The organism is Nocardia sp. CDC159, assembly GCF_023740735.1.
Lineage (GTDB): Bacteria > Actinomycetota > Actinomycetes > Mycobacteriales > Mycobacteriaceae > Nocardia > Nocardia pulmonis.
The window spans coordinates 42,634-67,543 of sequence record NZ_JAMRXH010000021.1; the positions used below are offsets into that span (position 1 = coordinate 42,634).

The 24,910-nt window shown below is 67.9% G+C and carries 19 protein-coding genes; 10 read left to right on the plus strand and 9 right to left on the minus strand.

The window, feature by feature from the left end; all coding sequences use genetic code 11:
• The first annotated feature begins 5 nt into the window (after positions 1–5).
• Together NDR87_RS32575 and NDR87_RS32580 are read left to right on the plus strand one after the other, a co-directional pair.
• Positions 6–632, plus strand: a complete 627-nt coding sequence (locus NDR87_RS32575; RefSeq protein ID WP_251917781.1) for a formylglycine-generating enzyme family protein — start codon at positions 6–8, stop codon at positions 630–632.
• A gap of 56 nt (positions 633–688) precedes the next feature.
• The gene (locus NDR87_RS32580; protein ID WP_251917703.1) at positions 689–1,006 is read left to right on the plus strand and encodes a hypothetical protein; all 318 of its coding nucleotides are present in this window, start codon (positions 689–691) and stop codon (positions 1,004–1,006) included.
• Between the two features lie 25 nt (positions 1,007–1,031).
• On the opposite strand, the gene NDR87_RS32585 is transcribed toward NDR87_RS32580, so the two are convergent.
• Both NDR87_RS32585 and NDR87_RS32590 read right to left on the minus strand, forming a co-directional pair.
• Positions 1,032–2,354, minus strand: a complete 1,323-nt coding sequence (locus NDR87_RS32585; RefSeq protein ID WP_251917704.1) for a peptidoglycan DD-metalloendopeptidase family protein — start codon at positions 2,352–2,354, stop codon at positions 1,032–1,034.
• Positions 2,355–2,618: 264 nt separating this feature from the next.
• Positions 2,619–4,289 carry a bifunctional 3'-5' exonuclease/DNA polymerase gene (locus NDR87_RS32590; protein ID WP_251917705.1) on the minus strand — a complete coding sequence of 557 codons (1,671 nt, stop codon included), beginning with the start codon at positions 4,287–4,289 and terminating at the stop codon, positions 2,619–2,621.
• A gap of 283 nt (positions 4,290–4,572) precedes the next feature.
• Between NDR87_RS32590 and NDR87_RS32595 the strand changes: the two genes are divergently transcribed.
• Positions 4,573–5,022, plus strand: coding sequence for a hypothetical protein (locus NDR87_RS32595; RefSeq protein ID WP_251917706.1), 450 nt, complete (start codon positions 4,573–4,575; stop codon positions 5,020–5,022).
• Between the two features lie 51 nt (positions 5,023–5,073).
• On the opposite strand, the gene NDR87_RS32600 is transcribed toward NDR87_RS32595, so the two are convergent.
• On the minus strand, positions 5,074–5,559 hold the full coding sequence (locus NDR87_RS32600) for a carboxymuconolactone decarboxylase family protein (protein WP_251917782.1): 486 nt from the start codon (positions 5,557–5,559) through the stop codon (positions 5,074–5,076).
• 368 nt (positions 5,560–5,927) lie between these two features.
• On the opposite strand from NDR87_RS32600, the gene NDR87_RS32605 reads away from it, so the two are divergent.
• The 3 genes from NDR87_RS32605 to NDR87_RS32615 all read left to right on the plus strand — a co-directional run bounded on the left by NDR87_RS32605 (position 5,928) and on the right by NDR87_RS32615 (position 8,740).
• Positions 5,928–7,286, plus strand: a complete 1,359-nt coding sequence (locus tag NDR87_RS32605; protein WP_251917707.1) for a matrixin family metalloprotease — start codon at positions 5,928–5,930, stop codon at positions 7,284–7,286.
• Between the two features lie 241 nt (positions 7,287–7,527).
• Positions 7,528–8,157, plus strand: coding sequence for a cutinase family protein (locus NDR87_RS32610; RefSeq protein WP_251917708.1), 630 nt, complete (start codon positions 7,528–7,530; stop codon positions 8,155–8,157).
• 166 nt (positions 8,158–8,323) lie between these two features.
• Positions 8,324–8,740: a hypothetical protein gene (locus NDR87_RS32615; RefSeq protein WP_251917709.1), complete on the plus strand. Its 417-nt coding sequence runs from the start codon at positions 8,324–8,326 to the stop codon at positions 8,738–8,740.
• Positions 8,741–8,785: 45 nt separating this feature from the next.
• Here NDR87_RS32615 and NDR87_RS32620 read toward each other — a convergent pair whose 3' ends face one another.
• The 3 genes from NDR87_RS32620 to NDR87_RS32630 are packed head-to-tail and all read right to left on the minus strand — an operon-like array spanning position 8,786 to position 11,320.
• Complete coding sequence (locus tag NDR87_RS32620) at positions 8,786–9,904, minus strand: serine hydrolase domain-containing protein (protein WP_251917710.1); 1,119 nt, start codon at positions 9,902–9,904, stop codon at positions 8,786–8,788.
• Positions 9,905–9,950: 46 nt separating this feature from the next.
• Entirely contained in the window at positions 9,951–10,823 is an 873-nt protein-coding gene (locus NDR87_RS32625; RefSeq protein ID WP_251917711.1) for a helix-turn-helix domain-containing protein, read from the minus strand.
• A gap of 47 nt (positions 10,824–10,870) precedes the next feature.
• On the minus strand, positions 10,871–11,320 hold the full coding sequence (locus tag NDR87_RS32630) for a hypothetical protein (protein WP_251917712.1): 450 nt from the start codon (positions 11,318–11,320) through the stop codon (positions 10,871–10,873).
• A gap of 349 nt (positions 11,321–11,669) precedes the next feature.
• Here NDR87_RS32630 and NDR87_RS32635 point away from each other — a divergent pair, with 349 nt between their 5' ends.
• Both NDR87_RS32635 and NDR87_RS32640 read left to right on the plus strand, forming a co-directional pair.
• Positions 11,670–16,187, plus strand: coding sequence for a HAMP domain-containing protein (locus tag NDR87_RS32635; protein ID WP_251917713.1), 4,518 nt, complete (start codon positions 11,670–11,672; stop codon positions 16,185–16,187).
• A complete protein-coding gene (locus tag NDR87_RS32640) occupies positions 16,184–18,535 on the plus strand; it encodes a SpoIIE family protein phosphatase (RefSeq protein ID WP_251917714.1) in 2,352 nt (783 codons plus the stop codon). Before NDR87_RS32635 ends, NDR87_RS32640 begins: the two co-directional genes overlap by 4 nt.
• A 5-nt stretch (positions 18,536–18,540) precedes the next feature.
• Here NDR87_RS32640 and NDR87_RS32645 read toward each other — a convergent pair whose 3' ends face one another.
• Positions 18,541–19,095 carry a carboxymuconolactone decarboxylase family protein gene (locus NDR87_RS32645; RefSeq protein WP_251917715.1) on the minus strand — a complete coding sequence of 185 codons (555 nt, stop codon included), beginning with the start codon at positions 19,093–19,095 and terminating at the stop codon, positions 18,541–18,543.
• A gap of 282 nt (positions 19,096–19,377) precedes the next feature.
• On the opposite strand from NDR87_RS32645, the gene NDR87_RS32650 reads away from it, so the two are divergent.
• Positions 19,378–21,366, plus strand: a complete 1,989-nt coding sequence (locus tag NDR87_RS32650; RefSeq protein WP_251917716.1) for a tetratricopeptide repeat protein — start codon at positions 19,378–19,380, stop codon at positions 21,364–21,366.
• On the opposite strand, the gene NDR87_RS32655 is transcribed toward NDR87_RS32650, so the two are convergent.
• A complete protein-coding gene (locus tag NDR87_RS32655) occupies positions 21,294–23,045 on the minus strand; it encodes a hypothetical protein (RefSeq protein ID WP_251917717.1) in 1,752 nt (583 codons plus the stop codon). The two genes, NDR87_RS32650 and NDR87_RS32655, sit on opposite strands and share 73 nt — an antisense overlap.
• A 198-nt stretch (positions 23,046–23,243) precedes the next feature.
• Between NDR87_RS32655 and NDR87_RS32660 the strand changes: the two genes are divergently transcribed.
• Positions 23,244–24,089 carry an SAM-dependent methyltransferase gene (locus tag NDR87_RS32660; RefSeq protein WP_251917718.1) on the plus strand — a complete coding sequence of 282 codons (846 nt, stop codon included), beginning with the start codon at positions 23,244–23,246 and terminating at the stop codon, positions 24,087–24,089.
• On the opposite strand, the gene NDR87_RS32665 is transcribed toward NDR87_RS32660, so the two are convergent.
• Complete coding sequence (locus tag NDR87_RS32665) at positions 24,058–24,894, minus strand: VOC family protein (protein WP_251917719.1); 837 nt, start codon at positions 24,892–24,894, stop codon at positions 24,058–24,060. The two genes, NDR87_RS32660 and NDR87_RS32665, sit on opposite strands and share 32 nt — an antisense overlap.
• Positions 24,895–24,910 lie beyond the last annotated feature (16 nt).

A 24,910-nucleotide genomic window follows, 5' to 3' on the forward strand; every position in this document is an offset into this window, starting at 1 on the left:
TCGAGATGGCCGACATCTCGCCCGGGGTGGTGGAGTTGTCGGATCGGCGGACGCGGCAGCGGTGGTCGGTGGAGGTCGGAGCCTACCGGCTGGCGGTCGTTCCGGTGACGCGGGCGCAGTATGCGCGGCTCGCCGAGGATGGCGACCGGTTGCCGATGGACAGTGTGTCGTGGACGGAGGCGATCGAATTCTGCAATGCCCTGTCCGAGGCGACCGATCTGACGCCGGTCTATCGCATCGAGGGTGACCAGGTCGAGGCGCTGGCGTCGGCCGACGGCTTTCGGCTGCCCACCGAGGCCGAATGGGAATACGCCTGCCGGGCGGGCACCAGCGGCCCACGCTACGGCCCACTCGACGAGATCGCCTGGTACCGGGGCAATTCCGGCGAGCGGCCGCATCCGGTCGCCACGAGGCAGCCCAATGCGTGGGGGCTCTACGACATGATCGGCAATGTCTGGGAGTGGTGCTGGGACCGCTACGACCCCGAGGTGTACGGCGACTATCGGGTGCTACGCGGCGGCGGCTGGTTCGACGAGCACTGGAGCTGTCGCGCGGGGGTGCGCCGCCGCAGCCATCCGACGCTGCGGCTCGACGATGTCGGGTTCCGGCTCGCGCGCACCATATTGCCGTGAGGCGTTTCGGGTCACGATCCGCTTGCTGGCGATATACGTATACATATAATGGACTGATGTTCGATCCCATCAGCCTCGCGGTCGGGGCGGGCCTGCTCGGCGTCGGTTGGGCGCTCGGCCGTTTCGGCCGCCGTCCGGCTCGGCGCGGCCAGTTCGAGCAGCTGTCCTCGACTTGCGGCTGTGGGCACGACCTCGCGATGCACGACCGGGCCGAGGGCGTGTGCCACACCGAGATCTCGCGCAAGGGCACCCACGGCCTACGGGAGTGGGTGCGCTGCGGCTGCCGTCGCTACACCGGGCCGACGCCGATCGATGAATTGATCGCCTCGCCCTCGCTGCCCCCGCTGGACACGCCGAAAGGTGGTGTCCCGTAACGACGGGACACCACCCCTCGGTCGGTCAATCGTCGCAGGCCGGTGCCACCGGGTCGTTGCTTCCGGTCTCGAGGAAGCCGTCGCTCACCCACTTGCCGTTGTCGAGTTTGTTCCAGAGGGTGGTCGGGCCCCATTTGCCGTTGAGGCGGTCGCCGCGTGCGGTGCACACGATGTTCACGACGTCGCCGTCGCGCAGGCGGCCGACGATCTGGCTCGACACGCTCGGCTCGGAGCGCAGGTTGACCCCGCGCCAGCGGTCCGGATAGGGCCGGGCCGTGCCGCGAACCGGCGTGGGCTTCGGCTTCGGTTCGGGTTTCGGCTCGGGCTTGGGTTCGGGTTTCGGCTCGGGTTTCGGCTCGGGCTTGGGTTCCGGCTTCGGCTCGGGTTTGGGTTCGGGCTTGGGTGTGGGATTGCCGCCGCCGAAATTGGTCAGCCGACCTCCCGCACCGACCCGCTGGCCGTTGCGCTCGGCGAAACCGCCATAAGGGCGGCCACTTTCGTGGAAGGTCCAGCCCCCGAGGGTCACCCCGTCCACCGGAATCGGCTTGCTGCCCTGATACAGCGACATGTGCACATGCGCGCCGCTCGCGCTGCCGCCACACGGCAACTGCGTACCGATCCGGCCGAGGTACGTCCCGGCCGCGATCTCGGTGCCGTCCCGGACATCGATCAGGTTGGTCATGTGGTAGTAGGAGGTCGTATAGCCGTTGGGGTGAACCAGCTTCACCTCCGCGCTCCCGTTGCGCACGCAGGTCTTGTAGACCCGGCCGCCGGCCGGGGCCAGCACGCGGCCGTCCCCGCCGTTGAAGTCGATCGAGTTGAACGGCCTGCTGCTGCCGCTGATACCGTGCGGGCCGCCGCCCATGAACCACGCGTCGCCCTGCCGCCACGGCAGCGCCAGGCCGGTGCTTTCCGGACGGGCGGGCTGCGCGCCCAGGGTGGCCTTCTCCTCCCGGCTCACCACCGATTCGGGCGCCTGCTGGGCCAGCCCGCGGAATTCGTCGGTACCCTGCAGGGCCACCTGCCAATTCCGATGTCCCTGGCGCTTGGCCACATAGAGGGTGGACTTCGGCGAATCCTCCTCGTCCGGCGGCACGGTCGCGCCGCCGAACACCCAGTCACCGTCGCTGCGCAGCCGGTCGACCACTGTGGCCTGCTGCTTCGCGTCCTGGGCCTCGAGCGCCGGTTCCTGCGACACCTCGGTTTTCACCGCGTCGTCGAGCCCGTCGCCCGGCGCGGCGCCGACCGAGCCGACCGCGGTCGACCAGCCGATCACCGTCGCCGCGCAGACCACCCAGGCGGTGGCCAAGGCCCACCGTCCGCGGAACACATTCCTACGCAATCTCATTCTGTTGTCACACCGATCGAAAATCGCCCTGGGTTATTTACGTGCGCAACCGTAGGGGCCGACGGTGCAGGTCACGAGCGTTGTAAGAAAGACTTCACAGATTCGGGAATCGGCGCAGGAGGCCCGGAGCCGGGAGGAGGATTTGCCCGATTTGCGGTATCCTCCAGTGCGCGAAGATGATCTACAGGTTAGATCACGATACTATCTCGCCGGACATGAACTTTCGTTCGGCGCGAAATTGATCTTCGCGCACAGCCGCCATTCTCATTTGGCGTCCCAGTAGCATTCCACCACCGCGGTCGTGAACGGGAACCGGACCGGGGTGGGTCCGAACGCGATCCGGCCCGCGGTCTCGGCGGCGGTCGCGATCGCCGCGGCGACCGTCGGGGCCTCCTCGGCCGGACAGTGCACGATGACCTCGTCGTGCTGGAAGAAGACCAGTTCCGCGCGCAGTCCTGCGCGGGTCAGCTCGTGGCGCAGCGCGGCCAGCACCAGCAGGGCCCAGTCGGCGGCGCTGCCCTGCACCACGAAGTTGCGGGTGAAGCGGCCGCGGGCGCGGGCGGCGGAGGTGCTGGTGTACCGAGCCGAATCCGGTTGCGGCTCGGCCGGATCCGGCGCGGCGGCCGAGGCCGGTGGACAGGTGCGGCCCAGCCAGGTGCGCACCAACCGGCCCTCCTCGCCCGCGCGGGCCGCCTCGTCGACATAGGCCATCGCGGCCGGGTAGCGGCGGCGCAGTTCGGCCATGTGGGTCAGGGCGTCGCCGGAGGTCTGGCCGTAGATGGCGCCGAGCATGGCGAGTTTGGCCTGGGCGCGGTCGCCGTCGAAGGCGCGCGCCGCCAGATCCGCGTACAGGTCCTCGCCGCGACCGGCCACCTCCATCAGGCCCGGATCGCGCGAGACCGCGGCCAGCACCCGCGGCTCCATCTGGTCGGCGTCGGCCACCACCAGCCGCCATCCGGGATCCGCGCGGATCGCCCGCCGGATCACCTTCGGAATCTGCAGGGCGCCACCGCCGTTGGTGGTCCAGCGGCCGGAAACCGTGCCGCCGGGGAGGTATTCGGGCCGAAATCGGCCGTCGTGCACCCACTGCTCGAGCCAGGACCAGCCGTGTGCGGTATGGAGGCGGTACAGCGTCTTGTAGGCCAGCAGCGGCGCGACCGCGGGGTGGTCGATCTGCTGCAGCTCCCATTTCCGGGTGGAGCTCAGCGGGATTCCGGCTCGGCCGAAGGCCCGGATGATGTCGGCGGGCAGATCGGGCCGCACCCGCACGCCCGTCCCGAAGGCTCGCGACACCTCCTCGGCCAGCTCCGCCATCCGGCGTGGCTCGCCGCCGCCCGGGAAACGCTCGCCCAGCAGTTCGTCCAGCAACTCCCGATGCACGTCCGCGCGCCACGGGATTCCGGCGCGGGACATCTCCGTGGCCACCAGCATCCCGGCCGATTCGGCGGTGAGCAGCAGACGCATCCGGTCCGGATGTTCGGTCTTCGCGGTGCGGGCCAGCTGCCCCGCGTAGACCTCCAACAGGGCGGTGAACTCCTCGGCGCCGTGCGGCAGCGGGACCGGGCCGGATTCGAACAGTGACGGCTGGGTCTCGGCGGCCCGCGGCGGCGCATCCGGTGGGACGGGCAGGTCGTGCAGCCGGGCCCAGGCGGCCGCCAGCGAGCGGGCCTGGCCGGACTGGCCGTGCTCATGGCCGATCAGCAGCGCCTCGGCGGCCTCCACGTCGTAGCAGCGCTCGACGCGGACACCGGCCGCGAGCAGGCGGCGGTAGATCTCGGCGGTGGATCGCCAGACCCAGCGCTCGGCCTCGGGGCGCGATCGGACGGCCTCGGCCAGCGAGGGTTCGTCGCGCACCGGCCCGGCGGGGCGGCCGTCGCCGTCGAGCGGACACAGGCGCGCGCCACCGCCCTCGGTCTCGGTCACTGCCCATCGCATGCCCCAGAGTCTTCCATCGGGGTACGACACCTCTCGGGAGTGGCCGGTGCCCGGGGCGTCGAAAGCCGCCGGTGGTCCAAAATGCGGGCTGGTTGCCGAAATATGTTCTGCTACAGACGATTACGATACGATATCGACGAATCGTTGCATTCCCCGGGGAGTTTGGCAAGCACCCCTAGCCCTGCGGAATTCCGGGCCGATGGGACGCCCGCGGGTGCATTAGCATCCGGAAACAGGGAGGCGGGCGGTCGACGCCTCAGGGGTAACGAGTGGAAGGATCGCTATGCGTAGACTCGAATTATTCGGTGCTGCACTGCTTTTCGCCGCCACACTCGCGTCGGTTCCCGCCGTGCGGGCCGAGGCCGCGCCCGCCTGCGGCGGCGCGCTGTCGGACTGGCAGAACGCCACCTACTCCGGCTTCCTCGTCGGGGAGAACGGCCGAATGCACTCGGTGACCGTGCGGATACCGGGCGAAACCGCGACAGTCACCACCGACACGCACAGCTGGGAGGCTCAGGACGCCGCGGTCGAACTGCGCGGTGGCACCCTGACCTGGGGCCGGAGCGTGCCGGATCTCAGCTTCACCCACACCCTGCAAACGCCGATGTGCGTGAACGGGTCCAAGGTCCTCGCGGCCCAGTTCATCGCCGAACGGGGCACCATCGCCGGCAGCACCACCGCGTCCGGATGGGTCGTGCGGACCGCCGACCGGCCGATGCGGACGGCCCAGTAGAGCGTTCGGCCCGGCCCGGGCGAAACTTCCGGGCCGGGCCGGATCCGGTGGTCAGCTGGTCAATTCGGCGAGCATGCCGGGCTCGTAGGAGCCGCCCGGCATGCGGGTGATCACACCGAGCCGGTTGGCCGCATTGATCAGGGCGACAACGTAGACGAGCGTGGCGATCTGATCGTCGTCGTAATGCTCGCGCACCTGCGCCCAGGTGTCGTCGGAGACGCCCTGGTGCGCGTCGGCGAGTCGGGTGCCCTCCTCGGCCAGCGCCAAAGCGGCCCGTTCGGCGTCGGTGAACACCCGGGCCTCGCGCCAGACCGCGACCAGATTGATTCGCGTCGCGGTCTCGCCCGCGGCGGCCAGTTCCTTGGTGTGCATATCGGTGCACCAGCCGCAGCCGTTGATCTGGCTGGCCCGCAGTTCCATCAGCTCCAGCGTGGCCTTCGGCACCGTCGACTGCACGATGGCCTGGCCGAGTCCGGCGAAGCGCCGGCCGATCTTGGCGCCGATCGGGTTGTCCATCAGGTTGAAACGGGGCTCCATGACGTCGTCCTCTCTCGCGGGGGCGTTGAACGAACACCAGACGTGGGCGACCCGGTCGGCGTGACAGGGCGGGGCTGTGACCTGAGACACAACACCTCGTCCGTATATGGACCGGCCCGCGCGCGAAATTGATCAAGATAGAAAGCCGCAGCAAATCCTGTCACCGTGCATAAAGATCATTTTCGCCAGTTAAGGTCTGGCTTAAACATTTTCACGCATTCACCGGCGGGCCAGTACAGTCGGGCGTGCCGAGCCGCGAGTGTGCGGCTGTCTTTTCGCGACACTCGGCTGATACCGACCGCTGATATCAGCCGTCATTCGGGTTCGGTGGAAAGTTCACCTGTAGTGCACACGGAGGTCTCCGCCCAATGCCGCCCGCTGCCAATCGTCGCAACTATCGCGGTAAACACAGAGCCGCAAAGTCGACCACGAATGGCGCACCCCGACTCTTCGCCACGCTGGTCGCCGGGACCCTGCTCGGTCCGGGCGCGATCAGCCTGATATCGACCCCCACCGCCGCCGCCCAGGCGCCGACCCTCGGCTTCAAGGCGCCGATCCAGGGCTACGACAGCGACGGCAGGGCGATCATTCATTACAACAACAAGGTCAAAGATCCGGATATCGAGAACGCAGTCAAGCATCTGAACTCGACGCCGGGCATCAACTTCGTGCTGAAGCCCGGAACGGGTCGGGGTGCCATCAATATCAGCCACGAATCGTTTTCGGGAGGCGTGGCCGGGCTGGGCGGTATGGATGGCAGCGGCCCGTTCGTAAAACTCGACCCCAAGAACAAGAATTTCAATTCCGCCGATCGAACCGAGATCGCCGGGCACGAACTTCTGCATGCCATGGGCCTCGACCACAATGACAGCGGCTGCAGCATCATGGCCAGCGTCGTCAACCGGTGCAACAATGGCCCGAGCCCGTTGAGCAAAAATGAGGTCAATCAGCTCAACAGCATGTACAAGAAGGGGAGTCCGTCCGGTCCGTCCAGCCAGGACAAGCCCGACAAGCCGACGAGTGCGGCCGATCAGAACAAGCCGACGGGGGGTGATCCGAAGGACCCGCAATCGCAGCCGGGGCAGGACCAGTCGGATCAGGACGGCGGTGGTGATTGGCAGAACCAGTCCGATCAGGACGGTGGTGATTGGCAGAACCAGTCCGATCAGGACGGTGGTGACTGGCAGAACCAGTCCGATCAGGACGGTGGTGATTGGCAGAACCAGTTCGACCAGGACGGTGGTGACTGGCAGAACCAGTTCGACCAGGACGGTGGCGACGATTGGCTGAGCCAGTTCGATCAGAATGGCGGGGACGACTGGCAGAGTCAGTTCGATCAGAGCGGCGGGGACGATTGGCTGAGCGGGTTCGATCAGAATGGCGGGGACGACTGGCAGAGTCAGTTCGATCAGAGCGGCGGGGACGATTGGCTGAGCCAGCTCGGGCAGGACTTCGGGGAAGATTGGGGCCAGGACGGCGGCGGATTCGATTGGTTCGGCGACGGCGGGGGCAATAGCGCGTCCGACATCAGCGATATGTTCGGTGACGACGGTGGGGATCTGTTCGGCGGCGGCGACTTCGGCGATCTGTTCGGCGGCGGAGGCGGCGGCGGAGGCGGCTTCGATTGGTTCGGAGGCGGCGGAAACGACCTGTTCGGCGGTGGCGGTGGCGGATTCGACGATTTCGCCGATATGGGGGGCGGTTTCAACAGCCGCGGCATGTTCTAGCCGGGTGAATCGCTGATCCGCGGATGCGAGGCGGCAGGTTCGGTGTTAAGCCTGGCCTGCAAGGTTGTTAGTTTTGGCGAACTCGTTGCCGCCCTGCCGCCTCGACCTCCTTACAGTGACGTCATGCCGCTATACCTCCGATATCGTGCAGGGCTCGAGACAGTTCACAACATTCCCGTCGGCCGGGTCGCCGACGGCCGGTAGGGCTGGCGATCGCAGCTTTCGGAGGATCGAAAACCCTATGTTCACGCGCATTGCGGCGCTCACCATCGTGACCGCCGTCGTCTGGTCCCTGGCTGCCGTCGGCACACCGGCATCGGCCCGCCCGGCCCCCTGCAGGGGCTCCTGGTCCCTCGGCGTCGGCGGCTTCACCTTCGGATTGTCCACCGGCGGCCGTCAGGATTCGCGCTACATGGTGGCCGACGAGCACGTCGAATACAACACCTTTCAGCCGAAGTCCGGTGTGCGCGAGGTCAATCGGCTGTTCTGGGCGCATCGCCGCGCCTGCCCGGACGACCACATCAAACTCATCGGCCACTCCGAGGGCGCCGCGGTGGTGCATGCCTGGGTGAGTGCCCACCAGCGGGTCGCCAATGCCGATGCCGTCCTCATCGCCGATCCGAAGCGTGCGGCCGGGCCCGGCGGTCCCGGTCTGGCCGCCACCATCATCACGTTCCTCGTTGGCGAGCCCCTGGTCGGCACCGACGCGAATTTCGGTGCGTTCCCGGTCCTTTCGGTGTGCAACCGCGACGATGTCGTCTGCAATATCAACGCCGGTTGGTCCGGCTACCTGATCCGCAACGCACACGGCGCCTACCACCTGGACGCCGCCCACTACCCGGACAATGCCTCGGGCACCTGGTATCGCTGAGCGAGTTTCCGTACCGCGCAAGCTGTTTCGATCGAATCCCGGGTAATCCGCGGACACCGGAACCTCTCGGGGTGTTCACTGGAAGTGGCCGTCCGCAACGGCGCGACAGCCACCCTCAGCGGTGGCGGACCGCGCCACCGCCGCACCAAGGCAGGGAGGCACGTCCATGGCATCGATATCCGAGGGTTCGTATCGGATCGGCTTCACTGAAGAGCAGTACCTCACCGCACTCCAACCCCAACCGGGGGCACCGTGCGTCATCCTGCCGGAAGACGCGGAGCTACAACAGGTGTGGCAGGTCAGCCCTGCCGACAACGACCGATATGTCATCGGCCTCAACAACACTCGCCTGTATCTGAGCTATGACGGCGAACCCGACATGCACGAGCTCACACTCTTGCTACCCGAGCCACGCCAGTGGCTGCTGCACCCCGGCGCGGAGCCGGACACCTTCCGGATAGCCGTCCCCGGCACACCGATGCGGCTGGGCATGAGCATGCTCCGCATCTACCCCCCACGCGTGGCCCTCGCCCCCGAATACGGTGACCAGTACCAGGCGTGGACATTCCACAAGGCGGCCTGATCCGCACGACGTGTCGCACTGCCCCGGGCGGCAGTGCGACACGTCTCAATCACGCAGCGCCAGCTGGGTAAAAGCTCGAAGCGCGTCGTCGATGGGATGGGGCTGCGGCCGATGTGTGGAGTCGATCCGGTTCCAGCGCTGCAGATTCACCGCGAGGGATAGTCCGCGGGTGCCGTCGGCGCGGGTCATGGAGATCGCTCCGCCGCCCCAGACCGAGCCGTCGTGTCCCCAGTAGGTGTCGGGGCCGGGGATCGGCATCCGCTGCAGGCCGAGACCGTAGTCGAGTGCCTTTCCCTCGAAGGAGATGACCGCAACGGTGCGTTGCATCTGGGCCAGCGACGATCGGCTGATGATCTCGCCGGCCAGCAGCAGGCCGAAGAAGCGGTTGAGGTCGGTGACGGTCGATATCAGCGAAGCCGAGGGGCCCACCCACGACATGTCGTAGACGCTGAAGTCGCGCGGCGGGTCGAACATGCCGAACCACGCTTCGTAGTGCAGCGCGTGCGGTCCGTTGATATGCGGTCCGTCCGGGAGTTCGGTGTCGCACAGCTCGGCCCGCTCGATGATGTCGCGGGTGATGCACTTCTCCGCCGAGGTACCGGTGACCGCCTCCAGAAGCTGGCACAGCAGCAGGTAATTGGTGTTCGAGTACACCCCCGGGGCGCCACCCGGGGTCCCGCAGGCGGGCGCCGAGACACCCATTTCGATCAGCTCGGTCGGGTGGAACCGGGTGAATCGGTTGTCCGCCAAGCTCTTCGGTGTCGTTTTCGCCAGGGCGGGGAAGGGTGCGAGGGACGGGTAGGCATACGGGAGGTATTCGGCGAGGCCGCTGGTGTGGTTGATCAACATCCGGACGGTGATCGCCGCACCTCGTTCGCCGGGAACCAGGCGGGGCAGGTAGTGGCCGATCGGTGTATCGAGCCCTATTTCGCCGGTGTCGACCTGCCGCAGCACCGCGGCCGCGGTGAACGTCTTGGTGATACTGCCGACGCGGTGTCGCATATCGGCCGTGACGGGGCGACCGGTGGCGAGATCGGCGACGCCGGCCGCCCCGCGCCAGATCTGCCCATCGTCGCGCACCTCGGCGAAAACGCCGGGCATACCCGCGCGATGGACGGTCTCCAGGGCGATCTGCAGCCGGGCGGGATCGAGGGTATTGGCCACCGCGGGTGTCCTCTCGTTGTCGATGGGGTGACGGTTCGAGTCACCACTATCGACCGATGGGTTCCGCGCGGTATTGGAAGAATTTTCCCCAGGCCCGGTACCGGTGCCGGGCAATGGTGGGCAGATAGTGCGTCCGCAGGGCCCCGGGCGTGTGATCGGCGAAGATCGACACGTCCCGGCACAGATGCGCCTGATCGGTGTACCCGCACTCCGCCGCGACGTCGGCGGCGGACCGCCCCGCCAGCAGACCGTCGACCGCGTACCGGAATCGGACCAGCATCGCCGCCCGCTTGGGTGTCAGGCCGATCTGGGACTCGAACCGCGACCACAGCCGCTTGTGACTCCAGCCGACCGAATCGGCGAGCTCACCGATCCGCACCCGGCCACGGGTGGCGAGTATGCGATTCCAGCAGGCGAGCACCTCCGGGTCAGGCGTGCGCGTCGGCCGGTCGCCCTGTGCCAGAAACGATTCCGTCACTGCGAACCGCTCGTCCCAGGTCGGAGCGGACGCGAGCTGTTCGCGCAGTCGCCGAGCCCGCCGCCCCCACAGGTCCGCCAGCCCGACGACTCCCCGGCCCAAATCCGTTGGGGGAAAGCCCAACAGCGAATACGCCTGGATCGGCGACAAACGAACCTCGATGCACGCCGCCCGTTCGGTGCGCACCCGCATGGCCTCGAGGGGAAGTCCGGCAACGAACCCGTCGAGCCGCCGCCGCCCCACGGCATCGTCGACGACCAGCTCCCGATCCCCGAATCCGATCACCACGGTGACCGCCGTCGTCCCGGCGACCCGGAGATCCAATCCGGCACCACCCGAATCGCGGTAGCCGATCATCGCCACGCCCGGCCGAACGGCACCGGCCGGGCCCGCGAAATCCCATTCCGCGTCGGGCTCGCGGCCGACGTCCACAGCTCCCACCCGTCCAGATTACGAAAGGGGTGGTCGGATCGCCGCCGCGCGCCGGATCAGCGGTCGCCGACGAGGGCGCTGGCCAGATCGGGAACCTGGAGCACCTCGATGGCCCGCTGGCGCACGTCGGCGCAGGTTTGCGTGGTCACGGTGTCGATGATCGACTTGTCGCGCAGTACTTCGTCGTTGAGGCCGTCGTTGCGGGTGGCCCAGTTCTGCACGGTGCCATTGAAACTCACCTTGCCGACCGTCGGGCCTTGGGCACGCCAGTTGTCGATCTCCGGCGCGATCATGTCGCACAGCTGCCGAGCGGCCGCGGGGGTCACCCGGTCTTCGTCCGCGCCGGTCGTCGGTGAGCCCGGCGTGGGTAGCGTGGCGGTCGGCATCGTGGTGGTGCCGAGCGGTGCAGTGGGATCGTTGTCCGCACATCCGGCCAGAATGGTGCCCACGACGAGCGCTCCAGCACCCAGGGTCGAACGCACGATGTAGTTGCGGAACTGTGCCATTACCTCTCCTCACCCAAGCAGGTGGCCTGTACTCGGCCTGTACCCGGCCTGCGGCAGTCGAACCGGCCCAGCGCGAAACCGAAGGCGGGCAATGACTTCGCCCGCGCGCCGGGCGGATGATCGCCCGCGCCGGCATTCCGCCCAATCGGCATCGAGCGAGGTCGCTGCCCAGCCGCTGTGCACCGATAGGTCCCGCCCCAACTGCGGAGGGGCTAGAGTCAGCGGCTGGTAGGTGTTCAGCATCCAGCACCTCACCGTTCGTCGGTGGCGCGGCATACGCGCCACCGACGAGTCGGCGTGCTTACTCGGACCGGATGTCCGCGTGGTTCGTGACTGGATCGGGGATGACATGACGGATACGGCGGCACCAACCACTACCGCGGTCGCGGATCAGGTCGAGCTGCGCCAACTGCTGGCGGGTTTGACGGCGGTGCGCGACGGCGATTTCGGCACTCGATTGCCGACCGACGGCGAGGGGCTGCTCGGCGAGATCGCGACGGTGTTCAACGGCATGGTGGACCAGCTGTCGCTGTTCACCTCGGAGGTCACTCGCGTCGCGCGCGAGGTCGGCACGGACGGGCGGCTGGGCGGGCAGGCGGAGGTGCCGGGCGTGTCGGGCACCTGGAAGGACCTCACCGACTCGGTGAACGCCATGGCGGGCAACCTCACCAGTCAGGTGCGTGACATCGCCCAGGTCGCCACCGCCGTGGCGCGCGGCGATCTGTCACAGAAGATCGATGTGGACGCGCGCGGCGAGATCCTCGAGCTGAAGAGCACCGTCAATACGATGGTGGATCAGCTGTCCGCGTTCGCCGACGAGGTCACGCGGGTGGCGCGCGAGGTGGGCTCGGAGGGCCGGTTGGGCGGGCAGGCCGAGGTGCCCGGCGTCGGCGGCGTGTGGCGCGACCTCACCGACTCGGTGAACTTCATGGCGGGCAACCTGACCGCTCAGGTGCGCAATATCGCCCAGGTGACGACCGCGGTGGCGCGGGGTGATCTGAGTCAGAAGATCACGGTGAGCGCGCGCGGGGAGATCCTGGAGTTGAAGAACACCATCAACACGATGGTCGATCAGCTGTCGTCGTTCGCCGACGAGGTCACCCGGGTCTCGCGAGAGGTCGGCACCGAAGGAGCCCTCGGCGGTCAGGCCGACGTCAAGGGCGTCTCCGGCACGTGGCGCGACCTCACCGACTCGGTGAACTTCATGGCGGGCAACCTGACCGCGCAGGTGCGCTCGATCGCCCAGGTCGCCACCGCCGTGGCGCGCGGCGACCTCTCCCAGAAGATCACGGTGAACGCGCGCGGGGAGATCCTGGAGCTGAAGAACACCATCAACACGATGGTCGACCAGCTCTCGGCCTTCGCCGACGAGGTCACCCGCGTCGCCCGCGAGGTCGGCACCGAGGGTCGGCTGGGCGGTCAGGCCGACGTCAAGGGCGTCTCCGGCACCTGGAAGGACCTCACCGAATCGGTCAACGTCATGGCCGACAACCTCACCGCGCAGGTGCGCTCGATCGCCCAGGTCACCACCGCGGTCGCCGGTGGCGATCTGAGCCAGAAGATCCGGGTGGACGCGCGCGGGGAGATCCTCGAGCTCAAGGAGACCATCAACACGATGGTCGACCAGCTGTCCGCCTTCGCCGACGAGGTCACCCGCGTGGCCCGCGAGGTCGGCACCGAGGGCAACCTCGGTGGGCAGGCGACCGTGCGCGGTGCGTCGGGCACCTGGAAGGATCTGACCGACAACGTCAACGTCATGGCCTCCAACCTGACCAGTCAGGTGCGGTCGATCGCCCAGGTCGCCACGGCGGTGGCGCGTGGCGACCTGAGTCAGAAGATCACCGTGGAGGCGAAGGGCGAGGTCGCGGCGCTCGCCGGGGTGATCAACACGATGGTCGACACGCTGTCCGCGTTCGCCGACGAGGTCACCCGTGTGGCCCGCGAGGTCGGCACCGAGGGCATGCTCGGCGGGCAGGCCCACGTGCCGAATGTGGCGGGCACCTGGAAGGACCTGACCGACAACGTCAACTCCATGGCGAACAACCTGACCAATCAGGTCCGCAATATCGCCCAGGTCACCACCGCGGTCGCGCAGGGCGACCTGACCCGCAAGATCGACGTGGACGCCCGCGGCGAGATCCTCGAGCTGAAGACCACGATCAATACGATGGTCGATCAGCTCTCCGCGTTCGCCGCCGAGGTCACCCGGGTCGCCCGCGAGGTGGGGTCGGAGGGGCGGCTGGGCGGCCAGGCCGAGGTCGAGGGCGTGTCGGGCACGTGGAAGCGGTTGACCGAGAACGTCAACGAGCTGGCGGGCAACCTGACCCGGCAGGTCCGCGCCATCGCGGAGGTCACCAGCGCCGTCGCGGAAGGGGATCTGACCCGCTCCATCACCGTCGAGGCCTCCGGTGAGGTGGCCGAGCTGAAGGACAACATCAACTCGATGGTGGAGTCGCTGCGCGAGACCACCAGCGCCAACCAGGACCAGGACTGGCTCAAGACCAATCTGGCCCGCATCTCCAGCCTCATGCAGGGCCAGCGCGACCTGCCCGTGGTGGCCGAGCTGATCATGGACGAGCTGGCGCCGCTGGTCTCCGCGCAATTCGGCGCGTTCTACCTGGCCGACGACACCGCCGAGCGGCCGGAGCTGCGGCTGATCAGCTGCTACGGCAGTCCGGAGGAACCGGACAGTCCCACGCGTCTGACCTTCGGCCAATCCCTGGTCGGGCAGGCCGCGCGCAGCCGCCGCACGATTGCCGTGGACGCCGTGCCCGGCGACTACGTCACCATCTCCTCCGGATTGGGCCGGACCGCGCCGGTCAATCTGCTCGTGCTGCCGATCGTGGTGGAGGATCAGGTGCTCGGGGTGATCGAATTGGCGTCGGTGCACCGCTTCACCCGCATTCACCGCGACTTCCTCGACCAGCTGATGGAGACCGTCGGCGTCAACGTCAACACCATCGTCGCCAATGCCCGCACCGACGAACTGCTGGGCGAGTCGCAGCGGCTGACCACCGAGTTGCAGGCCCGCTCGCAGGAGTTGCAGGTGCGGCAGGAGGAACTGCAGCGGTCCAACGCCGAGCTGGAGGAGAAGGCGGCGCTGCTGGCCATGCAGAATCGCGACATCGAGACGAAGAACCTCGAGATCGAGCAGGCCCGCCAGGAACTGGAAACCCGCGCCCAGCAGCTGGCGCTCGCGTCGAAGTACAAGTCGGAGTTCCTGGCCAATATGAGCCACGAGCTGCGCACCCCGCTGAACAGCCTGCTCATCCTCGCGCAGCTGCTCGCCCAGAACCCGACCCGCAACCTCACTCCCAAACAGGTCGAATACGCGGGCATCATTCATTCGGCGGGTTCGGATCTGCTGCAGCTGATCAACGACATCCTCGATCTGTCCAAGGTCGAGGCGGGCAAGATGGACCTCACGCCCGAGCGCGTTCCGCTGCGCAAGCTGCTGGACTACGTCGAGGCCACCTTCCGGCCGATGACCACGCAGAAGAGCCTCGGTTTCCGCGTCACCACCGCGCCCGGCCTGCCCCTCGAAGTACTCACCGACGACTCCCGGCTGCGACAGGTGCTGGGAAATCTGCTGTCCAACGCCGTGAAGTTCACCGAGACCGGGTCGGTGGAGCTGCGAATCAAACCGGCCGAGCCGGGTGAGGCACCCGCCGGGGTGCGCCGATACGGTCCGGCGCTGGCGTTCGAGGTGATCGACACCGGCATCGGCATCGCCGAACATCAGCTGGAGTCGATCTTCGGCGCGTTCCAGCAGGCCGACGGCACCACCAGCCGCAAGTACGGTGGTACCGGCCTGGGCCTATCGATCAGCAGGGAGATCGCCTATCTGCTCGGCGGCGTCATCACCGCCGAAAGCACGCTCGGACAGGGCAGTACGTTCACGCTGTACCTCCCGATCGCCCGGCCGGATTTCCAGGAGGCGACACCGCACGCCGGGGAGGACGCCCAGCAGATCGACGGCGATCCCGAGCGCGCGCCCGCACCCGCCACGCCGCAGCAGCAGCGCAGGTTGCTGGTCGTGGAGGAGCGTTCGCACGGTCTGTTGTCCCTGGTCGCGCAGAGCGCGGTGGCCGACCTCGCCGACGGTAACGATCCGCGCGGTCCCGTCCAGATCGTCACCGCGGTCGGCGGCGAGGAGGCGGTGGGGGCGATGGCCGCCGAGGCATTCCACTGTGTGGTGCTCGAGCTGGACATGCCCGACGGCGCCGCGCTGCGTTTTCTGGAGACGATGAGTGGCGACCCCGCGCTGAGCGGCGTTCCGGTGCTGGCCCACAATCGCCGACTCGACGCCGAGCAGGAGCGCCTGCTGCAGGAGCACGCCGCGAACCGGCCGCTCGAGCTGCTGTCCAGCCTGGACGAGCTGCGCGAGCGCATCGTGCTGCACGTCAGCGCCGAGGCGCCCGGTGACGTGCTGCCCCTGGTGCGCCGCGAGGAGGCCCCGGCCGCCGCGCCGCAGCGGCCGGACGGCAAGCTCGCCGGGCGCACGGTGCTCATCGTCGACGACGACGCCCGTAATCTGTTCGCGCTCAGCAGCATTCTCGAACTGCACGGCGTCAGCGTGCTGCACGCCGAGAACGGACGCGAGGGCATCGATGCGCTGCTCGCCCACCCCGAGACGGATCTGGTCCTGATGGACGTGATGATGCCCGAAATGGACGGCTACACCGCGACAGCGGCGATCCGCGAGATGCCGCGCTACGCGGACCTGCCGATCATCGCGGTGACGGCCAAGGCCATGCTGGGCGACCGGGAGAAAAGCCTCGCCTCGGGCGCCAACGACTACGTCACCAAGCCGGTCGACGCGGATGTGTTGCTCACGTGCATCCAGCATTGGCTGGACGCCTCATGACCGAGTCGGATACGCGCGACCCCGCGTCCGCGACCGACCGCCCGGCCCCGGAGCCCGCCCTGCACCGCCTCGCGATCACGGTGGAGCGGTTGCGCCGGGAGATCCGGCAGGCCCAGGCCACCGCCGACGGCCGGGCGCTGCTCGAGCTGGCGAAGGGGGTGCTGGTCGAACGGCTGGGATGCGGGCCCGCGCACGCGGCGCGCCAGCTCGACGCGCTTGCCGAAAAGGCCGGTGTCACGCCGCTGGAACTGGCCGCCGAACTGGTCGATCAGGCGGCCCAGGACGAGGTCAGCGCCGCGGCGGGGGAGTTCCTGCAGCGTGCCGTCACCCCGGATGCACCGTCGGTGACGGTGCGGCTGCGCACCGCCGAGAGCGGACTGCTCGCCGCGGGCGATACCCAGCGGGTGGCGCAGTCGGTGCTGGAGCACGCCCTGGCCCCGCTGGGTGCCACGGCGGTGGCGATCTGGTCCGCGGGCGCCGATATGTCGCTGTCCCTGCTGGGTTTCGCGGGCATCGGTCCGCAGGAGGCCGAGCGCTGGCGGTATGTGCCGCCCGGCGTGGCGACTCCGGCGCGGCGGGCACTGGTGGAGCGCCAGGCGGTGTGGATCGAGGATCTGGGCCGCTCCGGCCTGCCGTCGATCGGCGCCCGCGACGGCGGTCGGATGGCCATCCCCGCGGGCAGCAGCGGCAGACTGCTCGGCGTGCTGGAGGTGTGCTGGCCGCAGCCGCTCGCGCCGCAGCCGCCCCGGATACGCCGGCAACTCGAGGCGCTGGCCGAACTGTGCGCGCACACCCTCGAATCCGATGTGGCCGCCACCCTGGCGCCGGACCGGCCGGCCGTCGCCGACCTCGTGCGGCTGGCGGACGGGCTGTTCGACCCGGCCCTCGTCCTGCTGCCCCGCTTCGACGACGACGGCGCGCTCACCGACTTCCACATCCATCACGTCAACACCTGCTTCGTCGATCCGGTGGGCCGCCCCCGCAGCCTGATTCACGGTGCGTCCCTGCTCGAGGTCTATCCGCTGGCCGCGAGCGAGGGGCGGTTGTTCGAGCGGATCGAGCACGTCTTCGCCACCGGCGAGAGCTTCCGTGCCGACCGGGTGGCGCTGACCGAACTGGTCGACCAGGTCCCCCTGACCGTCTCCGCCGCCCTCAGCATCAGTCGCCACGGCGACATGCTGCTGCTGGTGTGGCGGGTGGAGGACGAGACGGTGCGGTTGGCGGCCCTGCTGCAGCACGCGCAGCGCCTGGGCCGCGTCGGCGGCTTCGAGGAGAATGCGGTCACCGGCGAGATCATCTGGAGCAGACAGATTTTCGCGCTCTACGGACTGACGCCGGATGCGGACCCGATCCCGCTCAGCCGACTGCCCCAGCACGCCCACGCCGACGATGCCGACGCGGTACGGCGGTTCCTGCGAACCCTCTTCCGCTACGGTAACCCGGCCTCGACGGCGTTTCGTCTGATCCGGCCGGACAGCGTCACCCGGCACATCCGGGTCATCGCCGAACCGGTACTCGACGCGGCCGGGCAGCTCCTCGCCATTCGCGGTGCGTACCAGGACATCTCGTCGCAGCACTGGACCGAGGTCGCGCTGTCGGCCACGCGGGATCAGCTCACGCACACCGAACAGCACGCCGCCGAGCAGAGCCGACTGGCGCGGCAGCTGCAGCAGGCGATCATGCCCGCCACCCAGCCGTCCATCGACGCCTTCGGTCTGCGCATCGCGGTGCGCTACCGGCCGACCGAACAGGACCACCTCGTCGGCGGCGACTGGTACGACGCGGTCGTGCTGCCGTCCAAGCAGATCCTGGTATCCGTCGGAGACATCACCGGCCACGGCATCACCGCGGCCACCGGCATGGTCGTGTTACGTAACGCCCTGCGCGGTCTGGCCGCCACCGGATCCGGTCCCGGCCAGCTGCTGATGTGGCTGAACCTGGTGGCCCACCACCTGACCGACGCCATCTACGCCACCGCCGTCTGCGGCCTCTACAACCCCCAGACCCGCGTCCTGCGCTGGGCCCGCGCGGGCCACCTCCCCCCGATCCTCATTCGCGACGGCCGCGCCCGCACCCTCCCCCTGCTCGACGGCATAATCCTCGGCGCGCTGGCCGAAACAACCTACGAGGAAGCCGAACTCCAGCTGGAGCCGGGCGACACCCTGCTGTTCTACACCGACGGCCTGATCGAACGCCGAGGCCGCCTGCTGGACGAGTGCGAGCAGCGGCTGCTGGCGGTGTCGGCGCAATTCACCGGAAGTCTGGAGGACCGCCTGGACGCGTTGCTCGACGGCAGCGACGCCGACACCGACGACGACACGTGCGTGGTCGGTATCCAGGTGGGATAGCGAGGCTAGTGCCCGTTTCCATTGGGGGCGAACCGCATTCGGGCGGTCGCGTCGATGTCGACCTGGAGGGTGTTCAAGAGGATCGCCATGCCGGAGTAGAGCGCGACCAGGATCATGAGCTCGACTGTTCCCCGGTCGCCGAGATGGTCGTGGGCCCGGTCGAAGGTCTCCTCCGGCACGTCCGCGCTGTCGTGCAACGCGGCGGCGACCAGCCGCAGGACGGCCTTCTCGGCGTCGGTGAACACCGCGGCGGACGGGTCATCGGCCTCGAGTGCGTCCAGCTGAGCCTGGGTCACGCCGACCGCCCGCGCCGAAACCTCGTGCTGGACCGCCTCGTACGCGCAGCGGCCGGAGTGTGCGACGAGCAGGATCACCAGCTCCCGCAGCCGCGGATCCAGCGTGGATTCGGCCAGGATCGACCGCGTGGTTTCGTGTAGCGGTCCGACCACGGTGCGGGCCTGAGCCAGCATTCGATCGATGTTCAGATCCCCGAACATCCGCACCTGCGCCCGCACCTCGGGGGCCAGGGCTTCGAGATCGCCGTACGGCACACGCGCCATCAACGCCTCCTTCCGGTCAGTGGTTCGCCGCGACCAGCGTAAGCTGATAATTTGCTGAGGTCTAAAACAGCTTATGCGGCACTGCGAAATCGGCGCGGGGCCACCACCGACGCTGGCAGCGTCGAGCCTGGATCCCGCTCACCGCGCGGGTCGAGACCTCGGGTCGGCGGGAGCGACTTGGCTTGTGGTGTTTCATGTTTCGTGGACCGCACGCCTGGTACGGTGCGATCATTTCGGCGGGCAGGTTCGACGTTCGTGGCGAGACGGTACGGGGGAGGTGCGATGGTCGCGGAGGTGCCCCGGCAGCTTCCGCCGTGGAACAGCAATCACGTGGATCGCGAGGATGAGCTCGATCGGGTCGAACGGCTGGTCCGGGATGGTTCGGGGAACGTCACGGTGATCTTCCGCGGTGCTCGGGGCGTGGGCACGACGTCCGTGGCGACGGCGGTGATGCACCGGTTGTCGCAGCGGTTTCCCGACGGGCAGCTGTTCTATCCGCTCGCCGACGGTGACACACCGCCGAGTGTGTCGGATCTGCTCGCGGACGGGCTGATCGCCCTGGGGGATCGGCGAGATGAACTCCCGGACCTCCCCGAGGCACGGTACGGCAGGTATCTCACCAAGACTCGGGGCCGCCGGATGGCGGTATTCGTGGACGGGGCGTTGACGGCGGGGCAGGTGCGGTGGCTGTGCCCGGCCGACGGGCCCTCGCTCCTGGTGATCACCGCGCGCAATGCGGCGCTCGACCTCGGCGTGGGCACGACGGTGATCGATGTGCCGACGCTGCCCGACGCCGCGGCGCGGGAGTTGCTGATCCGAATCGTCGGAGACGACCGGATCGACCGTGAGCCGGAGGCGGTGAATCGGATCCTCGCGTTGTGCGACAACCTTCCCGCCGCGATCTGTGTCGTCGGCGGCATGCTGGCCCGCCATCCGCAGCGGTCGATAGCCCGAGTCGCCGAACTTCTGAATGACGAGCATCGTCGATCGGAGGTATTGGGATTGCCGGAAATCTACGACGCCGCCTACGAAGATCTGTCCGATGACGCCAAGCGCTGCTACCTATTGCTGGGACTGCGCTCCCACGCCGGTTGGTTGCGCACGGCGGCCATCGAGGCGGCGCTCGGGATGCCCCGGGATGAGATCGACTGGGCCATGCTGGAATTGGCCGAGCACTTTCTGGTTGTCGAGCAGAACGACGGATACCGGGCGGTGTCCTCGGTGCGGACCCATGCCCGGTCGGTGGCCAAGCGTCTCGGCGCCGAACAGGAGAAGTGCGAAGAGAACCTGATCCGGTACTTCGACCGGGCCCTGTGCCACGCCGATGTGCTCCTGGCCCCCGCCCGACCGTGGCGCGCATTGCTCTTCCCCGACGTCGCATTTCCGGGCCCGGGCGTCGGTGAATTCGATGACGCCGACGCGGCCCGAACCTGGTTGCGTTCGGAGCTGGCGAATATCGCGGCGGCAGCCGAATACGCGTTCCACGCGGGTCGCGACCGCCTGCTCATCCGATGGTGCGTGCTGCTGTGGGCGTTCCACGAGAAGGACAAACACCTCGACGCGATGCGTGCGATGCATCTCCACGCGATCGCGGCGGCCGCCCGCTCCGGAGACCGGGCGGGCGAGAGCCTGCTGCGCACGCAGTTGGGTTTCCTGCACTACTGGCTGCGCGAATTAGCCGAGGCGACAATCGAATTCGAAACCGCTGCCCATACTGCCGGCGCCCTGGACGGGTCGGTGGCCACGCAGCTGGAGGCATCGGCGCTGGAAGGTCTGGGACTCACACTGCTGGCTCGGCAACGACCGGACCCGGCGCGTGCGGTGCTCCGGCGCAACCTCGAGCTCGCGCACGGGATCGGCGACACCCGCCGGATCGCGTTGGCCTCGTTGCATCTGGCGAAGGCCGAGGATCCGGATCGGGCCTTGGATCTGCTCGCCCAGGCCGACGCGATATTCGGCGCGGCAACGTACGACGAAACCGAGAACCGCGCGAAAGTTCTTGCTGGGCGGGGGCGAGCGCTTGTACGGCTCGGCCGATGGGGCGAGGCCGAGACGGCGCTGGAATCGGCGCTGGCCGTGATGCGCGAGCGCCGACGCCGGTTCGACGAGGCGGAAATCCTTGTCGCTCTGGGCGACTGCCGGTTGGCGGCCGGAAGCAGATCCGCCGCCGTCGACCGCTACCGAGCCGGGCTCGAGATCTACGACGAGCTGTGCTTCACCGAATCGGCGGCGGTCGTCTCCGCTCGGGTCGCCTCGGCGGAAAATCGATAATCGGTTCCGCCGCAACGGATTCGCCAGCTTCCGGCGATGGCTTCCAGCGGCGCGCCACGACCGTGCAATCGATAGGCCACCGAGGCGAACAGGTGACCGCCGCCGTCGGGTGCGCGCACCCGCACCACCGTAGTGCGGTTTCCGAGCAGCCAATGACCGGCTTCGGTCGGGGCGGCGGCGATCACGCAATTGGGCAGCCGCCTGAGCGTATCGGCGATCCACGCCGCCGTGGCTCCGCCCGGCCGACCGATCAGGACATCGGCGGACGCCAGCCAGCGTCCGCGCGGCCCGTCGACCCCGACCACGAGATGGCCGTCGGGTTCGATGCGCTCGTCGGTGAGCAGACGCTCCGCCGAGTACCGGGTAATCGTGGCACTGCGCTCGGAGCCGATGCGGACATGGACCAGATACGCGTCCGCGTCCCGCAGCGGCGCTGCCGGGATCGGGAGCACGGCGGGATCCGGCGGTTCGGTCGGCTCCGGCAACCGCAGCATGCGGTACATGGCGGATCGAAGCAGTGGCGCGCCGGCGGCGGGCTCGGAGGTCGTGAGCGCCGTGATGGCCGCATATCGGTGCGGATCGTGCGCTGTGAGCACCCGCCGTATCTGGGCCTCGATGTCGGCGGTTCCGTCGAGTCGTGGTGCCGCCCGCAGCAATTGGGCGATGGGTGAATCCGGATCCACGGTGTGCTCGGGCGCGGCGGCCAGGAGCAGCGGATTGCCGAGCGCGGTCGAATAGAAGCCGACCGAGCCGTGGTCGCTCACGGCGAGATCGGCGGCCACGACCGCTGCGCGCCAATCGTCGACACCGCGCAGCAGATGCACTCCCGCCCGGGCGGCATCGTCGAGATGGGCCTCGACCTGCCAGCGTGAATGATACGACCGAATATTGGGATGGATCGCGAGTGCGATGCGGAATTCGTCCGCGGGCAGCGCGGCGGCGAGCCTACGCGGCAGATCCGGCTCGCTGGCGAGCAGCGAATCGGGGCCCCAGGTGGAGGAGATCAGCACCAGTCGCTGCCGGGGACCGAGGCCGAAGGCGCGCCGATAGCTCGGGCGCAGCGGCATGCTCGCGCAGAGCCGGTCGTAACAGATATCACCGGCTACCAGTGATTTGGCGACGGCTTGTGGGCAGTCGCGAAACAGCCGTTCCCGTTGTTCGTGGTGTGACAGGACGATGAGCGATGGGACGACCCTGCCCTTGTGCAGCAACCAGTCCGGCGACAGACCGAATACCGAATGTTCTTTGTTCTTTGTTCTTTGTTCTTTGTTCTTTGTTCTTTGTTCTTTGTTCTTTGTTCTTTGTTCTTTGTTCTTTTGCAGGTATTTATTGTATCCCATTCCGTGAGGGACGACTATCAATGGAGCTCGAACTTTGTGGAGCTTTCCTCCATAACTCGCGGAGACCGCCAGATCGTATTCGCCGAGAAGCGCCTGCTTCCACGGTATTTCGCGAGTCCCTCGGGAGCCGAGGAATTCGCTGGCATCGGTGTCGAAGACCGACGACCCCATCCGGGTGAAGTCGATTCGTATCCGGGGGTCCGGTGCCAGCAGGCTCAGGGTGTCGAAGAGCCGGGTGGCGGCCGTGGTGTTGTGGGTGATGGCGAGGACGGTCCGGTTGTGCGGATAGGTCGACCAGCGGATCGCGTTGTCTGGCGCATGCTGATCGGACGGTGACACGAGGATCGATAGTACCGCCGCGTGCCCCGGGAACCGGGTCCGCTCGTGGGTTCCGACCTGGGCGATCTGGTCGGTCGTGCGGCCGAAGTCTGCTGGTCGGGCCCCGGTCGATGCGGCGCCCGGTATGGTTATTGTGCGGCAAAGGCTTTCGTGATCGTGCTGGTTGGTACCGGTGGTGCCCGGAAGGAGTGGTCGTTCGTGTCGGTCGGCAACGGTCGGGACCGAAGCGGGGATCTGCAGCAGCAGCGCCCGCATTCGGCGCGCATGTACGACTACTTTCTCGGTGGAAAGGACAACTATCAGGTCGATCGCGAGTACGCCACGCAGATCCAGCGGGTCTTTCCCTCGGTGGGTGTGGCCGCGCGAATCAACCGGGCGTTCATGCATCGCGCGACCTGGTATCTCGCATCGCAGGTCGGTATTCGTCAGTTCCTCGACATCGGCGCCGGCATTCCGACCGAACCGAATCTGCATCAGGTCGCCCAGCAGATCGCGCCGGACGCGCGGGTGGTGTACGTCGACAACGATCCGCTGGTCATGGCGTTCGCGCAGGCGTTGTTGCGGGGAACTCCGCAGGGCCGCACCGCCTATGTGCACGCCGACGCCGCCGATCCGGAATCGATCCTGACCGCCCCGCAGCTGCGAGAAACCCTGGATCTGGATCAGCCGGTAGCGCTGAGCCTGATCGCGGTGCTGCATTTTCTGCCCGACGATCGCGACCCATACAAGGCGGTGTCGACGTTGCTCGATGCGCTGGCCCCGGGCTCGTATTTGGTGATTTCGCACCTGACCGTCGACTTCGACCCCGACACCGTGCACCGCGTCGTCGAGGTGTTCCGCGACGGCGGTGTCCCGTTCCAGGCCCGCACCCGGAAAGAGATCGGGCGCTTCTTCTCCGGCCTGGAGTTGGTCGAACCAGGGATCGGGGCGCCGCACCGGTGGCGGCCAATCGAACCACCGTGCTGGTTGCGCCCCGATATCGATCCCCTCGGCCCGGGTCTGGATGAACGGGTCAACTGCTGTGCCGCCGTGGCCCGGAAGTAGCGGCCTTCGGCAGCGACCACAGGCCGAATCGCAGCCCGCGTGGGTCGCGTATGCGGGAGAACACCAGCCCGTCAGGAGCGGCGTCCGGGGCGAGTTCGATGCCGCCGCCGAGTTCCGCGGCGATGGCGGTGGCTGCCGGGACATCGTCGACCAGGAAGGAAGGCATCAGATAATCGACGCCGTCGGGGCCCTGGTCGTACATCCCGCCCGAGGGGCGGTCATCGCCCGTGAAGATGTGGTACCGCGTGGCATTGGCGCCGTCGTCGAGGACGAATTTCCAGCCGAACGCCCTGGTATAGAAGTCTTGCGTGGTCGCGGCGTCGGTGGTGCCCAGTTCGAACCAGCCCATGGATCCGGGAGTCGGCTGGTATTTGGCTTCCTCGATGGCCTTCTCGCCCTTCCGCATCCGTTCCTCGAACCGCTCGGACTCCGAGCGGGAGAACAGTGAGAACGGGTTGCCCCGCGGATCGGTGAGTACCGCGAACCAGGTGACATCGGCGACCTGAGTCGCCGGAATCTCCACGGCGGCACCGAGTTTCGCAAGCCTGTCGACATCGGCGCGCACATCGGTGGACAGGATCGACAGGTTGATCCGTGCCGGGGCGCCCGGGGCTTCACTGATCGCACCCATCGGGAACGGTGCGCCCGGAGCGATGATGCGAATGTAGCGGCGGCCGTCGATGGAGGAATCCGGATCCAGCTCATAGGTCCAGCCCAGCAACTCGCTGTAGAACTTCTGCACCGGATCGGCCGCGTCGATACCGATTTCGAACCAGACTACTTGCCCGGGGGTCATGAAAGTCATGAATTTGTCTCCTTTG

Excerpts from the sequence above, each read along its gene's own strand:
- NDR87_RS32635 (WP_251917713.1), top strand. The coding sequence starts at position 11,670 with ATGACGGATACGGCGGCACCAACCACTACCGCGGTCGCGGATCAGGTC.
- NDR87_RS32640 (WP_251917714.1), top strand. The coding sequence starts at position 16,184 with ATGACCGAGTCGGATACGCGCGACCCCGCGTCCGCGACCGACCGCCCG.
- NDR87_RS32590 (WP_251917705.1), bottom strand. The coding sequence starts at position 4,289 with ATGCGATGGGCAGTGACCGAGACCGAGGGCGGTGGCGCGCGCCTGTGT.
- NDR87_RS32630 (WP_251917712.1), bottom strand. The coding sequence starts at position 11,320 with ATGGCACAGTTCCGCAACTACATCGTGCGTTCGACCCTGGGTGCTGGA.
- NDR87_RS32665 (WP_251917719.1), bottom strand. The coding sequence starts at position 24,894 with ATGACTTTCATGACCCCCGGGCAAGTAGTCTGGTTCGAAATCGGTATC.
- NDR87_RS32580 (WP_251917703.1), top strand. The coding sequence starts at position 689 with ATGTTCGATCCCATCAGCCTCGCGGTCGGGGCGGGCCTGCTCGGCGTC.
- NDR87_RS32605 (WP_251917707.1), top strand. The coding sequence starts at position 5,928 with ATGCCGCCCGCTGCCAATCGTCGCAACTATCGCGGTAAACACAGAGCC.
- NDR87_RS32600 (WP_251917782.1), bottom strand. The coding sequence starts at position 5,559 with ATGGAGCCCCGTTTCAACCTGATGGACAACCCGATCGGCGCCAAGATC.
- NDR87_RS32650 (WP_251917716.1), top strand. The coding sequence starts at position 19,378 with ATGGTCGCGGAGGTGCCCCGGCAGCTTCCGCCGTGGAACAGCAATCAC.
- NDR87_RS32645 (WP_251917715.1), bottom strand. The coding sequence starts at position 19,095 with ATGGCGCGTGTGCCGTACGGCGATCTCGAAGCCCTGGCCCCCGAGGTG.
- NDR87_RS32615 (WP_251917709.1), top strand. The coding sequence starts at position 8,324 with ATGGCATCGATATCCGAGGGTTCGTATCGGATCGGCTTCACTGAAGAG.
- NDR87_RS32575 (WP_251917781.1), top strand. The coding sequence starts at position 6 with ATGGCCGACATCTCGCCCGGGGTGGTGGAGTTGTCGGATCGGCGGACG.
- NDR87_RS32610 (WP_251917708.1), top strand. The coding sequence starts at position 7,528 with ATGTTCACGCGCATTGCGGCGCTCACCATCGTGACCGCCGTCGTCTGG.
- NDR87_RS32585 (WP_251917704.1), bottom strand. The coding sequence starts at position 2,354 with ATGAGATTGCGTAGGAATGTGTTCCGCGGACGGTGGGCCTTGGCCACC.
- NDR87_RS32595 (WP_251917706.1), top strand. The coding sequence starts at position 4,573 with ATGCGTAGACTCGAATTATTCGGTGCTGCACTGCTTTTCGCCGCCACA.